Origin of the sequence: Bartonella sp. P0282, from assembly GCF_048452985.1 — a bacterium.
Classification (GTDB): Bacteria; Pseudomonadota; Alphaproteobacteria; order Rhizobiales; family Rhizobiaceae; genus Bartonella; species Bartonella choladocola.
The window spans coordinates 219,624-233,828 of sequence record NZ_WTFO01000002.1 but is presented as its reverse complement, the minus strand read 5'-3'; the positions used below and the strand labels follow the sequence as shown (position 1 = coordinate 233,828).

The window sequence follows — 14,205 nt, the reverse complement described above, 5'->3', positions numbered from 1 at the left end:
TAACTCAACAATCGGGTTGGCACTTTACGTCCCTCAAAGCCCATCACAACAATGAGGTTGAGCCAATATCCCTTCATTTAGAACAGTTTTTGAAAATGCGAAAGCTGCTTTTCTTAAATTGCTTCCAACGAAAAGGATATTTAAGGACTAAGGGTAAATGGATACAAATGAATATCGGACTGTGTAGTAACCGGTTACCTGACAAATTCGGAAAGTCGCGCGGCGTAACGCGCTAACTGGTCTATTTCCAGATTGACGAGATCACCCGTTTTCCGCTCGCCCCAGGTCGTTACATTCAGCGTATGACGAATAATCAATACATCGAACAAATTGTCTTTGACAGCATTGACTGTCAAAGATGTGCCATTCAAGGCAACAGAACCTTTACGGGCAATAAAACGGGCCAATTCGTCCGGTGCTTTTAGTTGAAACCTTCTGGCGTCGCCTTCTTCCGAAGTTTCAACAATTTCAGCCAAACCATCAACATGGCCGGAAACAAGATGCCCACCCATTTCATCGCCAAGCTTCAATGAACGTTCAAGATTGACATGACTTCCAACCTTCCAGCTTGAAATGTTGGTAAGGCGCAAAGCTTCTTCCCATGCTTCAACAGTGAATGACGATTCTGGCGCATGATCTCCGGATTTATCGACCACCGTCAGGCAAATACCGGAACAGGCAATCGACGCACCAATATCGATTGTCTTTACATCATAATGATTGCGGATTTTGATCCGCAGTCCCTCATTGAGAGGCTCTAAATCGGCTATTTCGCCTATATCCGTTACTATTCCGGTAAACATTCGCGACGACATCTCCATTCACTGTAACTATCCTCGCCAAAATTGGCCTCATTGACCTTGTTGAAGTTCACAAGGTACTTGCTGAAATCGGGAGCAGCTATTTCTTTTTTTCCCAATATAAGTTTTGAACGGAAGAGTGCAATCCTGTCAACCAGCCCATGATCGAGAAAAGAACATGCTGTTGCCCTTCCCCCTTCCAGCAAAAGGCTTGAAATACCTTTTTGATACAATGTGTTAAGAATATCTCGCGGTGCAAATTCACCATCCGTATCATCAAGTTCAAAAATATCGATTCCACGCTTTTCAAGGCCAGCCTTTTTCTTGGGATCCACATTTTTGCCTGCGATAATCCAGGTTGGTACATGCTTTGCCGTCTCGACCAAGCGGCAATTCTCACCAATCGAAAGCTTGCGATCAATCACAACGCGTATTGGCGAGCGTTCTTCCAACCCCGGCAAACGACAGGTAAGTTCGGGATTGTCGGCAAAAACAGTCCTTATTCCGACTGCGATTGCAGCATTTTCAGCGCGCATTATGTGGCTTATGGAATGCGATATTCCATTGCTGATCTGAACATTTCGCTCGCCTTCCACACCGATACCGTTATCTGCCGAAATAGCCATCTTCAAAGTGACTTCGGGACGGGCCAATTGTCTTGTTACAAGATATGCACTCAGTCCTTCATAGGTCTGATTTGCCAATATGCCGGTTTCAACAACAATCCCAGCATCTTCCAACATTCTTATCCCGCGTCCGGAAACTCTTTTATCCGGGTCGCGAATGGATATGACGACACGTTTTATTCCTGCATTTATCAATGCATTCGCACATGGCGGCGTTTTCCCGTAATGTGAACAAGGCTCAAGCGTTACATAAGCTGTGCCGCCACGCGCATTTTCACCGGCCATTTTTAACGCTTGTGTTTCCGCATGTGGTCGTCCACCGGTTTCCGTTACGCCATGGCCGACAATCGTTGTGCCATCAGTCCCGACAATAATAGCACCCACAGAAGGATTTTCAGCCGTTTCGCCAAGATGCCGACGCGCCAGACGAATGGCAGCCGCCATAAAACGATAATCGTCAGCTCTATCTGCCATTTTTAATGTTGTCTTTATCTCCGTCACGATCCGACAGCTCATCAATTACGTCGTGAAAATCACTGGCATTGCGAAAATTGCGATAGACCGAAGCAAAACGGATATAGGCAATGTCATCAATGCCCTTCAAAGCTTCCATGACAAGGTGACCGATCTGTTCGGTCGATATTTCCGGTTCTCCGGAACTTTCAAGCTGGCGAACTATACCGGATATTGCCCGTTCAACCCGTTCGGGATCAACATTCCTCTTGCGCAACGCAACTTCGACAGACCGCATCAACTTGTCTCGATCAAAGGGGACGTGTCGTCCACTTTTCTTTGTCACCATCAATTCGCGCAATTGCACACGCTCGAATGTGGTAAACCGCCCGCCGCATACAGGACATATGCGACGGCGGCGGATAACCGAGCCATCTTCGGCCGGACGCGAGTCCTTTACCTGGGTATCTTCCGATTGACAGTAAGGACACCGCATTTTTTACTCCGTTCAAATCATTAACCAAGATAAGGATATAGCGGAAAACGTTCAGTCAATGCATGAACTTTTTCGCGTACATGCGCTTCAACAGCAGCATTGCCTTCGTCCGAATTTGCAGCTTTGAGGCCATCCAGAACTTCCGAAATCAGCTCGCCTATCTCATCAAACTCTTTTTCACCGAAACCGCGTGTTGTTCCAGCCGGTGTACCAAGTCTTACACCCGATGTAACGAACGGTTTTTCGGGATCAAAAGGAATGCCGTTTTTGTTGCAAGTGATATGCGCCCTGCTCAAAGCACTTTCCGCACGCTTACCTGTAGCGTTTTTCGGCCGCAAATCAACCAGCATCAAATGGTTATCAGTGCCACCCGATACAATATCAAGGCCATTTTTAATCAAGCGGGCTGATAATGTTTTCGCATTGGCAACAACATTTTTCGCATAAGTTTTGAAAGAGGGGCGCAATGCTTCACCGAATGCAACAGCCTTCGCAGCAATAACATGCATGAGCGGCCCGCCCTGAATACCGGGGAACACAGCCGAGTTGATCTTTTTGGCTATCGCTTCATCATTGGTCAAAATCATGCCGCCACGCGGTCCACGCAAGGATTTATGTGTTGTCGAGGTTACAACATGGGCGAAAGGTACCGGTGAAGGATGGACACCGCCTGCAACCAAGCCCGCAATATGTGCCATATCGACCATCAAATAAGCGCCGACTTCATCGGCAATTTCACGAAAGCGCTTCCAATCCCAAAAGCGGGAATAGGCCGTGCCGCCAGCAAGTATAAGCTTGGGCTTATTTTCGCGGGCGATACGGGCGACTTCGTCCATGTCTATTTTCTGGTCGTCGCGTCTCACACCATAGGAAACCACGTTAAACCATTTGCCTGACATGTTGACCGGTGAACCGTGGGTCAAATGCCCGCCGGAATTGAGATCAAGACCCATAAATGTATCGCCCGGTTTCAGAAGCGCGAAAAAGACCGCCTGATTCATCTGGCTACCGGAGTTCGGCTGCACATTTGCAAAGGCTGCGCCAAACAGCTTTTTTGCCCGTTCTATTGCAAGATTTTCAACCACATCAACATATTGGCAGCCGCCATAATAACGTTTGCCAGGATAACCTTCGGCATATTTATTGGTAAGAACCGAACCTTGTGCTTCAAGTACAGCACGCGATACGATGTTTTCCGATGCAATCAACTCGATTTCATCGCGCTGACGGGAAAGCTCGCCGCGAATGGCATCATAGATCTCGGAATCAGTTGTTTGAAGATCGTCATTAAAAAAGCGCTTTTGCGCCACATCCACTTGGTCGCTCATGGGAAATATTCCTAACAATGAAAAATAGCCGCTCAATAATTATCACAGCGTTACAATATGTTATACGCTTTCACAGCCAATAGCCAATATTTAGCAAAAATTCTTCACAAAAATGGCCGGTTTTTACCAATTTTATTTGGCAATCATCTTTTTGCGGTTTTCACACCCCTGTTAGCAGTCCTGTTGATATAAACGCACAAATATTGAAAAACGCGCAAATATTGAAAAAAGAATTGTTTTTTTATTCCCTGAAGCAGGTATATTGGCTTTCTCCATAATGGCAATGTTCATAGGTTATATGTTCTTCCAAATTTCCAAAATCCGGTTTACTTCAATCCGGTCAATCATTTTGAACATATCGCCAAGACGCTCAGGTACAAAACAATGCGGACAAAAGTTTTTATTGATGGTGAACATGGTACAACGGGCTTACAAATCAGGAAGCGGTTGGCATCACGTGATGATCTCGAAATTCTTTCCATCCCTTTGGAAGACCGGCACAATGATGCTGCGCGTTTCGAGCGTTTGAACGAAGCCGATATTGCCATTTTATGTCTTCCCGACGATGCGGCGATTGCAACAGTCAATGCCGTTGCTGAAAACCACAAATTACGCATTATTGACAGTTCGACCGCTCACCGTATTTCGCCACAATGGGTCTATGGTTTTGCCGAACTTACCGAAGGGCAAGCAGAGCGGATTGGTTCCGCACGATTCGTCGCCAATCCCGGCTGTTATCCAACCGGAGCGCTCAGTATCATCCGGCCATTGCGCGAAGCGAATCTTATAGACGAGAATTTTCCGGTCTCCATCAATGCGGTGTCGGGCTATACCGGCGGCGGGAAAAAAATGATAAACCGGATGGAAAATCAGAATAGCGATGACAGGATTACTGCCAATTATTTCCTTTATGGACTCAATCTCCGACACAAGCATGTGCCGGAAATTCGGGTTCATGGGAAACTGGCAAAAACACCGCTTTTTGTGCCCAGTGTCGGACGGTTTCCTCAAGGTATGATTGTGAATATACCTCTTCACAACTCGCTTTTGAAAAAACACGTCACCGGCAATGATCTAAGAACAATTTTCAATGACCATTATCGTCATAGCAAACTTATCAGCGTCGCGACAGAAGAAGAAAATAACCGTTTGGTACGCCTTGATGCCGAGCTGCTTGCTAACACCGACAAGCTGAAAATATTTGTATTCGGCGATGATGCTGCCGGAATTTACAATATTTCGGCGGTACTTGATAATTTGGGTAAAGGGGCTTCCGGTGCTGCTGTGCAGAATCTTGATCTGATGATCGGAAAATCTTGACGCCGTAACATCACCAAAATCTAAAAATTAAAATGTAAAAATAAAGGTCGGCTATTTCTTTAGCCGGCCTTTTATTTAAGAATTCACTCTTTGGCTTTCCAGCGGACTAGAAAAACAGCGTTTCCGGTCAATTCCAATAGCCATGGTTCCGGTTACGCGCTTAACTCTCTCGCTTTATTTACGCTTGTTTCCGCCGGATAGGCACCTTTGGTCGCACGCCAATGGGCAACAGCGAATACAAGAACCAGTAACGCTACGCCCTGATGGATCAATCCCCAACTGATCGGAGCTTCGAGCAACAAGGTGATGATGCCGAAAACAGCCTGCACAATGATTGCTACAAGCAGCAGCATTGCACGCCTTGCATGTGTTGTTCCCGAAGCGAGCTTTTCAACCTTCAAAGCATGGACAAGCGCTGCCAACAACAGAAGATAGGCAAAACAACGGTGAACAAATTGCACAGTCAGTCTGTTCTCGAAAAAGTTCCGCCACGTCGGTTGATCGGCAAGCAAGCCTTCCGGCACCAACTGCCCATCCATCAAAGGCCAGGTATTATAGACCTTGCCGGCATGCAATCCTGCGACAAGCGCACCAAGGTAAATTTGTACAAGCACCATCAACACCAGCCAACCGGCAAATTTCTGTATGCTGCGATTGGCAGGCTTGTCGCTATAGTCGGCAAGTCCGCGTGAAACATATGTGACAAAAATCACCACAATACAAGCCGTGACAAGATGGATTGCGAGACGATATTGACTGACGCTCGTCAAATCACTGGCACCGAGACCGGAAGCAACCATCCACCAGCCAATTGCACCCTGAACGGCAATAATCACCGGAACGGCTATCAATTGCGGAAGAAAGGTTTTCTCTATCCGCTTCGTTGCCCAGAACCAGATAAGCCCGAATAAAGCAATAACGCCGACAAGACGTGCCAACAGGCGATGCGCCCATTCCCACCAGAATATTCCCTTGAATTGAGAAAGTGTCATTCCCTGATTGACGACTTTATATTGGGCTATCTGTTGATATTTCTCGAATTCGTCCTGCCATTCGGCTTCACCAATTGGCGGGATGACACCGTGAACCGGCTTCCATTCGGTGATCGACAATCCCGATCCGGTCAAACGCGTGGCACCGCCAACAATGACTATTGCCAAACACAGAATTAAAACCGCATAAAGCCAAAGCTGTATCATCTTGCGATTGCGTGCCTGTCTGGCATTCGGCACGGTTTCATCAATTGCGGTCATAGTCATCATCAGACGCTTTCACTTGATAATATGCGCCGGAATTATCCGGTTCTTTTTCCTATTGGTGCAGCAATGTTCTCAAGAAAACAAGGGTATAATCCGCGACAAGCCGTCGCGTCCGGCGAGTTTATCAACTGTCGATAAGCGTGAACAGCGGTTGATCCGAATATTTTGAAAACAAATTGCGCCAGCTATCCTGATCGTTCAAATCATGACAGGAAATAACGAGGCAATTGCTTTGTTTGAATATCTCTTCGACACCGAATTCGGACACCTCTGACATTGCAATCAGAATAACCGCATATTGTTCTTTCAGTGCGTCAATGAGTGTCGGTATATCGCTTGCAAAATCTTTCGCTCTAAGAAGACTTGCAATCCCCCTCGGTAAAATATCGACACCGGTGTCATAATCGCTATAAATAACTTCGGAAATCTTCGCATCTCCCGTAAGCACATCGGTAAAACCGCGGTGCGGACCAATCAAATTCCCGATTTCATTGGTTGAAATATCAACAAGCAAAACGGATTTTTCCACGCTCCTTAACTTCATTGACAAACGTGCCGAGGCTTGGGCCGCGTCTTTCCCGACAACCGTGACAATCCTCAGATTGAACTTTCGGATCTCGTCAACCAATCCGGCAAAGTCCAGTTTTAATTGTTCAGGTGCTTTTACCGGCGCGCTAGAAATATCGACACTATTTTTTGAAGTTTGCGATTTTTCCTGTCCGGAGACGTGTTTTCTTTCTTTCTTCCAACACTTTGCTAAAAAAAGGCTAGCGACAAGAAGAACTAAAAAAATGACAAGTGTAAAGATTGAAAGTGGCCACCCAAAACGGGACAAGAGAGAGCGTTTTTCAACGCTTATCGGACTGACTTCGATATTTTGGTTGTCCGCCAAGCCTCTATCATCTGTTTTTTTATCATAATCCGCCCATATAGACTTCAACTTTTCTTCCAGTTGATCGAGGGCTTGTTTACCCGATTGATTATTTATGTCACCGGCTTTAATAAGCTCGTCACGCAAACCGTTCTCGACCTTCACACAGAGATCGGCTTCGGTATAAAGGCGTTCAATAGCGAGATTTATATGGCGATCGAGTTCCTGCTTTAACGCATTTTGTTCGCTCATCATCGCTTCGATTTGCGGGTGCGTGCTGCCCAACTGCGTTTCCATATGGGCTATTTCTGTTGCCAATTTATTCAAATTTGCCCTTGTATTTTGAACAGCCGGATCTCTTGCAATAAAGTCGAGATCGAGCGGCGATTTTCCGGTCTCAAGCAAGTTTCCCAGAACTTCGATGGAAGCCATATAAGCAATGCGATTATCGACTGCGGAAATCAGCGCGCCATAAAGTTCTGCGTTACCAGCTTTATAATCGTCCGTTTTCCAATTGTTTTTGAAATTTTCGAGAGCAGATTCAAGATGTTTGTTGCGCTCCTCGCGTATTTTGGAAAGCTCGTTCCCGTTCCCGCGCTGATCGCTGTTTAAAAAGTCTTTTGTCAAAACGTTCAAAACATTTTGCAACATCAAGCGGGCACGTGTTCCACTTTCATCAGAAAAAACCAATTCGATATGATCGGGATATTCTTTGATAGAAAGCGAATGATAGAAAGCTGTCAGATCATTTCCAACGGCTGCATCCTTAAAAAAACGAGCCATTTTTTGATAAACGGTGTCGGATGGCAAAACTGGCGGCACATTTTCTTTTATGCCATCGGATGTCATGAAACCGGCTTTTTGCCGGATTGAAAATTCGGCTTTTGCATCATAGATTTCCGGCTTTGACAGGCAGTAAAGAAGAGCAATAACAAAACAAACGACTGTAGCCAACAAAACCATGACAATGTTTTGTGGCGTAAATTGCTTGAAGTAATTATCCGATCCGGCTTTTCTGGTCATTCCCGTTCAACTGGTACAAAGGCTGTTATGCTCCAGATAGACCAGAAGGAGTAACTATCCCCTTAAAAAAACAAAATAAAACCGCCTTGAAGGCGGTTTTTGATGTTTTTGTTATCAATTTTGCTCAACCGGCTGTATCAAGAGCCAATTGTGACGATCCGTCAAGGTGATAGATGTCGTCACGGAACTGGACCACGCCTTCGCCTGTCGACCATGCCGAAATATAGACAAAATGAAGCGGAATAGGATCCGGAATGTTAATCGGCGTATTCTGGCGGGAAGAAATCACCGCCTCCATACGTTCTCTGTCCCAACCCGGCGTATTTTTCAAAATCCATACATTGAGATCGCGAATGTTCTGGATGCGGATACAACCTGACGAATCAAAGCGCATCAGACTGTTAAACAGCGTCTGGATTGGCGTGTCATGCATGTAAACCGAATAAGGATTGGCAAAATTGATTTTCGTCGAAGACATCGCATTGATTTTGCCGGGATCCTGCCTGAACATCATGCCGACAGCTTCATCGCTATGCCAGTCAATGCTTTCGGGCGACACCTCTTCACCACGACTGTTGAAGACGTGGATGTTGTTGTCGGAAAGATAGGATGGGTTTTTCTGCATTAACGGAATAATATCTTTCCGGATAATGGACTTTGGTACAGTCCAGAACGGATTAAGAATAACCTGACTGATTTTTGAGTCCAACAATGGTGTTTGCCGGTCAATCTTGCCGACGACAGCCGTATGACGTTGAACGACAACGCCATTTTCAACCGCTTCGATTTGAGCGGCGGGTATATTGACCATAACAAAACGTTGTTCTTTCGATGTCATCTCGACTTTCGGCTTCAAACGCTCGACATTGATGTGGAGCTGGTTCAGCCGCGTCTGGGCATCAACATTCAACGATTTATATGTTGATTCACCGGTCACACCATCTGCCGGTAAACCATGACGGGCTTGAAAGCGTTTAACGGCAGCATCGACATAAGTATCGAAAGATTGAGACATCCCGATGCCGCTTTGAAGATCACCGGAAGCAGCAAGGCGCTGACGCAGTGCAATAACTGCAGGATGTGTTACACCAATTCGCAATTTCCCCTGTTCTGTCGGCACTCTTTGCCAACCACCGCGGCTCACGATCTCTTCATATTGCGCTATTGCCCTTTGTGTGTATTCAACAGTTGCAGAACTCAACACCGGCTGGTTTGAAGCAACTCTTGCTCCGGCGGAAGGGGCCGCGTCAAACTGGTCGTCCCAACGTGCGCGTCCGGATTGGGCAAACAACATATTGTTCGCCTGAGCAATTGTCGGTGCACAGGACAAAGCCGTTAAAGTGACCAGAGATTTCAGAAAAAGTCTTCGCCCGATAAGAGAGTTTTTGGCAGATGTCATATTTTTATGTGTCATTCCCGATTTTTCCAAGCACACCATTGCCGATAAATATCGACACCCATGCTAAAAAATATTTAATGGAAGTATTGTTGCGTTTTCTTTGCTTGATACATTTTTGTGTCTTTATCATGTCTAACGAAAAGTACACCTTGAACATTTCGATGATATAGACAGCTTCCCGTTAAAAATAGGTAACTAGAGTAACTTTTTGTTAGTTTTGAGGTGGAGCAAAACTTGCATCATAATAAATAGCAACAGAATCAGGAAATGGAATACCGCAAGTGAGGGAAAGAAAACAAAGTTCGCGCTATAGAGAGTAAATGCCAATGATTCCGTCAGTGCGGCAAAAAACCATAAAATAATTCCCCAGAGCGACCCCATCCATAGTCCGAGAGCCGCAATCGGGTAAATCACCGACAAAACAACGGTCAAAACCTGCCAAAGCCACGGCATCCGGTCGATACGCCACAATTCACCGGGAAATACGCCAACAAGTCGGATCCAATAAAAAATTGCAAATAAAAGAGCAATAACAGCAATACAGCGAAGAAAAATTGAATAAGCCGATAATACCAGATTTGGTTTAACCACTTGACGCAACTGGTTATCCATCAAATCTCCAATTCTTTCTCGATCGGCTGAAAATAGGAATCGACAATTTCATCGCTTACTCCGGCTAAACTATCCGGTTGCCAATGCGGATCATTGTCCTTGTCAATCAATACTGCACGCACACCTTCATAAAAATCATGGTTGTCCATCATATGATGGGCAATTCTGTTTTCAACTTTCAAGCAATCATTAAGTCCCAGCGGCTTACATTGCGTCATCGACCGCCAAATGACAGCCAGACTGGTCGGCGAGCGTTTCAAGAGAGTTTCAAGCGTTGTTTTTGCAAACTCGTTCCCCTCGCCTGCTTTCTGTTTTAATATGTTGATACATTCTTCAAGTGAGTCCGTACCGAAACATTCACCGATTAACGATCTTGTTTCGGCGCCGGTTTCAAAATTGACCTCGACAGAATATTTTTCCAGAGCCGGACGTGGATTGCCTTGTTCGATAATACTGGCTCGCAAATCTTCCAGATTTTCTTGCGATACAGCATGGGTGGCCAACCCTGTTTGCAAACAGTCGCCCCATTTGCATCTGGCACCGGTCAGCGCCAAATACATACCGAAATTTCCGCCCAAGCGTGAAAGAAAATCACCGGCGCCGACATCCGGAAAAAAACCGATAGCACTTTCCGGCATAGCGAAAAGTGTGTTTTCGGTAACGATGCGATGAGAACCGTGAACCGAAATACCTGCGCCACCCCCCATACAAATCCCGTCGAGTATCGCAATATACGGCTTCGGAAAACGTCCGATATAACCGTCAAGCTTATATTCGGAAGAAAAATAATTGTATGCCGGACGCCCTGCCTTGCCTTCTTTATAGGCCGAGACAACATCGCCACCGGAACAGAATGCTCGCCCCTCTCCCTCGACCATCACGCACAATACGTCATCATCGGTTTCCCAACTGCGCAACGCTTTTTCAATAGCAAGCACCATGTTTAAACTTAATGCATTCAACGATTCGGGGCGTGTGAGCCGAATGATTCCGGCGCGACCTTCTTTCAAAAACGTGACCTCGTTCCCGCCACCAAAATCAAGTTGCATCGCCCAAAACTCCTTAGGAAAACTGAAAGGCTTTCGCTATTTAAATCATTATGCACATCAAAATCAATCGACCTTGGCAGTTCCGAACGCACGCAAACGACAAAAATTAATTTTTGGTAAATTTTGGCGCTTAAGCTCTACGCGCCCCCAAGCCTGGAAACAATTGCATGACCGCACCGATAAGATAAATATACAAACCGGAAATTGTCATGCCGATTTTCACCCATTCGGGAGCATCGAGCCGATAACAAATGCCGATAATACCAAGCGCACACCAGATCAGAAAAATAGTGAGGTTAAGCGGGCGCAAACGCACCACCCTGACGGGATGCAGAAAATAGATCGGGAGAAATGAGATAATCGCCGATATGACCACGATGCTGAACGCTGCCCATTCGCCGGGTTTGACAATAAACAAAGTGAAAATCAACATGTTCCAGACAACCGGAAAACCTTTAAAAAAGTTCTCCTTGGTTTTCATACCTGTGTCGGCGTAATAAATCGCGGAAGAGACGACTATGATTGCGCCTGAAAGAAACGACAATCCTTCGCCCATAAAACCGCTTTGATAAAGTGCAAATGCAGGAATGAGGACGTAAGTAACATAGTCGATAATATTGTCGAGCAGCTCGCCCGACCATGTCGGAAGAACATATTTGACTTGCAGTTTTCTGGCGATGGGTCCGTCAATGCCGTCTACCAACAGCGCAAGACCGAGCCAACCGAACATCGCTGTCCATTCTTTCTCGGAAGCGGCAACCAATGACAGGAAAGCCAGAAACGATCCCGATGCAGTAAGAAGATGAACAGAAAATGCCCGTGCTTGTGGCATTGTTACTTTTTTATGACGTAACTTCTCAGCACCACTCTTTATTTTGCCGGCAAGTTTGTTTTTCAAAGCAGTATAGTCCCTCTTGTCAAATGTGATTATCACATTCCTGCATGAATTTTTATGCTCTTTGTATCACCGATCACAAAAATTGAAACAATTGATTGTAATTACTGGATTGATCCACATATTGTGTTAACACTGATAAGTGATTGTTCCCGAACATAATCCAGCAGAAAGGCTTGGCAATGGCAGCTCCGGCAGATAAAAACAAGAAGGCAATAGCAATCATCGGCGCGGGGCCGGCGGGCATGATTTCTGCGCTTGCAGCAGCGCAAAAAGGTTTTCGATCGTTTTTGATCGGCCCTGATACAAATGCCAATGATTTACGTACCACTGCCTTGATGATGCCGGCTATCAAAATTCTCGATTCTCTTAATATCTGGAAAAATTTGCAAGATGAAGCGGCAGCACTTTCAACCATGCGAATCGTTGACGGGACAAAAAGGCTCATCCGCAGTCCGGTCGTGAGCTTCCGTTCATCGGAAATCGGCGAAATCGCATTCGGTTACAACATGCCGAATGTGGCCTTGAACAGCGCAATCAATAAGGCCGTTCTTGACTGTGAACTCGTCGAAAGATTGGAACTTTCCGCAAAATCGGTTGTGCATTCTAACGACCACATAACGATCACTCTTGACGACGATACCACATTGGACGTTGGTCTTGTCGTTGCGGCCGACGGAAGAAATTCAAAAGCACGTATTGCTGCCGGAATTGATTGTCGCCAATGGAACTATCCTCAAACTGCGGTTATTCTGAGCTTTTCGCATGAATTTCCACACAATAATATATCGACCGAATTCCATACGGAAGACGGGCCGTTTACACAAGTTCCGTTGCCAGGCAACAAATCGAGTCTGGTTTGGGTTCTCAATCCCGAACGCGCCAATAAAATTCTTGGTCTTGGGCCGGAAGGACTTGCCCGTGCAATCGAAGAGCGTATGCAGGCAATGCTTGGAAAAGTGACCGTGATAACGCCGGCTCAGGCGTGGCCATTATCCGGTATTGTGCCGAAATCCTTTGCGACAAAACGAACAATTCTTGTTGGCGAGGCAGCCCATGTATTTCCGCCAATCGGTGCGCAAGGGCTCAATCTCGGCGTTCGCGATGCCATCAATATGGTCAAAGCCATAGAGAGCGACGTGAGCGATCCGGGGAGTGATCGGGTTATGGAAAACTACAATAAATATCGAAAAACCGATATTTGGGTTCGTACCGGTTCTGTCCATGCTCTCAACAAAGCACTTCTTTCCGATATGTTGCCTGCACAACTGGTCAGAAGTCTCGGCCTCGAATTGTTGAGAAATTTTGCACCGCTCAGAAATATTTTTATGCGTGAGGGAATGTATCCGGGAAATGGTATTCGCGCGATCGTCAAGACTTTTTGCCCGTCTCCCAAATAGATTTTGTAATAAAATATCAAAAGTTTTTGTGTTACACTTCAAGAGGTACTATGAGTGACAGAAAATAAATAACTTTCTCTGTCACAATACGAAAATTATTTTGATTGCTTTCAAAATGCTCATTGCGAAAAAGGTTTCACATGGTTCAATCTGCCGGTATCAATGGTGATCTGGTTGCTGCCGATAAGAAGATAGTGGTCGACGGCAACAATTTTTTGCAAGTTGGTGCACTGGTTTATCGCCTGCAAAAAGGGGCTGTCGAATTTCTGCTCATTACCAGTAGAGGTACCGGCCGCTGGATTATACCGAAAGGCTGGCCCATGCCGGGCCGCACTTTGTCCCAGGCAGCCCTTCAGGAAGCATATGAAGAAGCGGGTGTGCGCGGCATTGCGGAAATCGCATCAATAGGTTCCTATCAATACACCAAGAATGACATGCCGGGAGGCGAAAACGGGAATTTCAGTGTCGACGTATTTGCCGTTCTTTATTCCCATCAAGAAAAAAAATGGCCGGAACGGGGGCAGCGTATTTTTGAATGGGTTACTCCCGAAGAAGCAGCAAAGCGGGTTGTGGAACCACAACTGAAAAAACTGTTATTGGATTACCGCCCCCGTTGATAACGCCGTCCGCCTATTCTTGAACGGGTTACTCCCGAAGAAGCAGCAAAGCGGGTT

The 14,205-nt window shown here is 45.9% G+C and carries 13 protein-coding genes; 3 read left to right on the top strand and 10 right to left on the bottom strand.

Features of this window, described 5'->3' with window-relative positions; all coding sequences use genetic code 11:
• Positions 1 to 194 precede the first annotated feature (194 nt).
• The 4 genes from GQS64_RS06405 to glyA are packed head-to-tail and all read right to left on the bottom strand — an operon-like array spanning position 195 to position 3,703.
• Entirely contained in the window at positions 195 to 803 is a 609-nt protein-coding gene (locus GQS64_RS06405; RefSeq protein ID WP_198231334.1) for a riboflavin synthase, read from the bottom strand.
• A complete protein-coding gene (gene ribD, locus GQS64_RS06400) occupies positions 788 to 1,900 on the bottom strand; it encodes a bifunctional diaminohydroxyphosphoribosylaminopyrimidine deaminase/5-amino-6-(5-phosphoribosylamino)uracil reductase RibD (protein ID WP_198231025.1) in 1,113 nt (370 codons plus the stop codon). The genes GQS64_RS06405 and ribD overlap by 16 nt, the downstream gene beginning before the upstream one ends.
• Positions 1,890 to 2,375: a transcriptional regulator NrdR gene (nrdR, locus tag GQS64_RS06395; RefSeq protein WP_077991950.1), complete on the bottom strand. Its 486-nt coding sequence runs from the start codon at positions 2,373 to 2,375 to the stop codon at positions 1,890 to 1,892. Before nrdR ends, ribD begins: the two co-directional genes overlap by 11 nt.
• 20 nt (positions 2,376 to 2,395) lie before the next feature.
• On the bottom strand, positions 2,396 to 3,703 hold the full coding sequence (glyA, locus tag GQS64_RS06390) for a serine hydroxymethyltransferase (protein ID WP_077991948.1): 1,308 nt from the start codon (positions 3,701 to 3,703) through the stop codon (positions 2,396 to 2,398).
• Between the two features lie 384 nt (positions 3,704 to 4,087).
• Here glyA and argC point away from each other — a divergent pair, with 384 nt between their 5' ends.
• Positions 4,088 to 5,023, top strand: a complete 936-nt coding sequence (argC, locus tag GQS64_RS06385; RefSeq protein WP_198231024.1) for an N-acetyl-gamma-glutamyl-phosphate reductase — start codon at positions 4,088 to 4,090, stop codon at positions 5,021 to 5,023.
• A gap of 152 nt (positions 5,024 to 5,175) precedes the next feature.
• On the opposite strand, the gene GQS64_RS06380 is transcribed toward argC, so the two are convergent.
• From GQS64_RS06380 to pcsA, 6 genes are all read right to left on the bottom strand, one after another.
• Positions 5,176 to 6,282 carry a COX15/CtaA family protein gene (locus tag GQS64_RS06380; RefSeq protein ID WP_198231333.1) on the bottom strand — a complete coding sequence of 369 codons (1,107 nt, stop codon included), beginning with the start codon at positions 6,280 to 6,282 and terminating at the stop codon, positions 5,176 to 5,178.
• Between the two features lie 124 nt (positions 6,283 to 6,406).
• The gene (locus GQS64_RS06375) at positions 6,407 to 8,176 is read right to left on the bottom strand and encodes a hypothetical protein (RefSeq protein WP_198231023.1); all 1,770 of its coding nucleotides are present in this window, start codon (positions 8,174 to 8,176) and stop codon (positions 6,407 to 6,409) included.
• Between the two features lie 124 nt (positions 8,177 to 8,300).
• Complete coding sequence (locus tag GQS64_RS06370) at positions 8,301 to 9,590, bottom strand: L,D-transpeptidase family protein (RefSeq protein WP_077991942.1); 1,290 nt, start codon at positions 9,588 to 9,590, stop codon at positions 8,301 to 8,303.
• A 180-nt stretch (positions 9,591 to 9,770) separates the two neighbouring features.
• Entirely contained in the window at positions 9,771 to 10,187 is a 417-nt protein-coding gene (locus GQS64_RS06365; RefSeq protein ID WP_077991941.1) for a DUF6163 family protein, read from the bottom strand.
• Positions 10,187 to 11,236, bottom strand: coding sequence for an enoyl-CoA hydratase/isomerase family protein (locus tag GQS64_RS06360; protein ID WP_198231022.1), 1,050 nt, complete (start codon positions 11,234 to 11,236; stop codon positions 10,187 to 10,189). The genes GQS64_RS06365 and GQS64_RS06360 overlap by 1 nt, the downstream gene beginning before the upstream one ends.
• A gap of 130 nt (positions 11,237 to 11,366) precedes the next feature.
• Positions 11,367 to 12,134 (bottom strand): phosphatidylcholine synthase, encoded by a 768-nt coding sequence (gene pcsA, locus GQS64_RS06355; RefSeq protein ID WP_077994519.1) that lies wholly within the window; start codon positions 12,132 to 12,134, stop codon positions 11,367 to 11,369.
• A gap of 179 nt (positions 12,135 to 12,313) precedes the next feature.
• Between pcsA and GQS64_RS06350 the strand changes: the two genes are divergently transcribed.
• Both GQS64_RS06350 and GQS64_RS06345 read left to right on the top strand, forming a co-directional pair.
• A complete protein-coding gene (locus GQS64_RS06350) occupies positions 12,314 to 13,531 on the top strand; it encodes a UbiH/UbiF family hydroxylase (RefSeq protein WP_077991938.1) in 1,218 nt (405 codons plus the stop codon).
• Positions 13,532 to 13,671: 140 nt separating this feature from the next.
• Positions 13,672 to 14,148 carry an NUDIX hydrolase gene (locus tag GQS64_RS06345; protein WP_198231021.1) on the top strand — a complete coding sequence of 159 codons (477 nt, stop codon included), beginning with the start codon at positions 13,672 to 13,674 and terminating at the stop codon, positions 14,146 to 14,148.
• Positions 14,149 to 14,205: the final 57 nt, after the last annotated feature.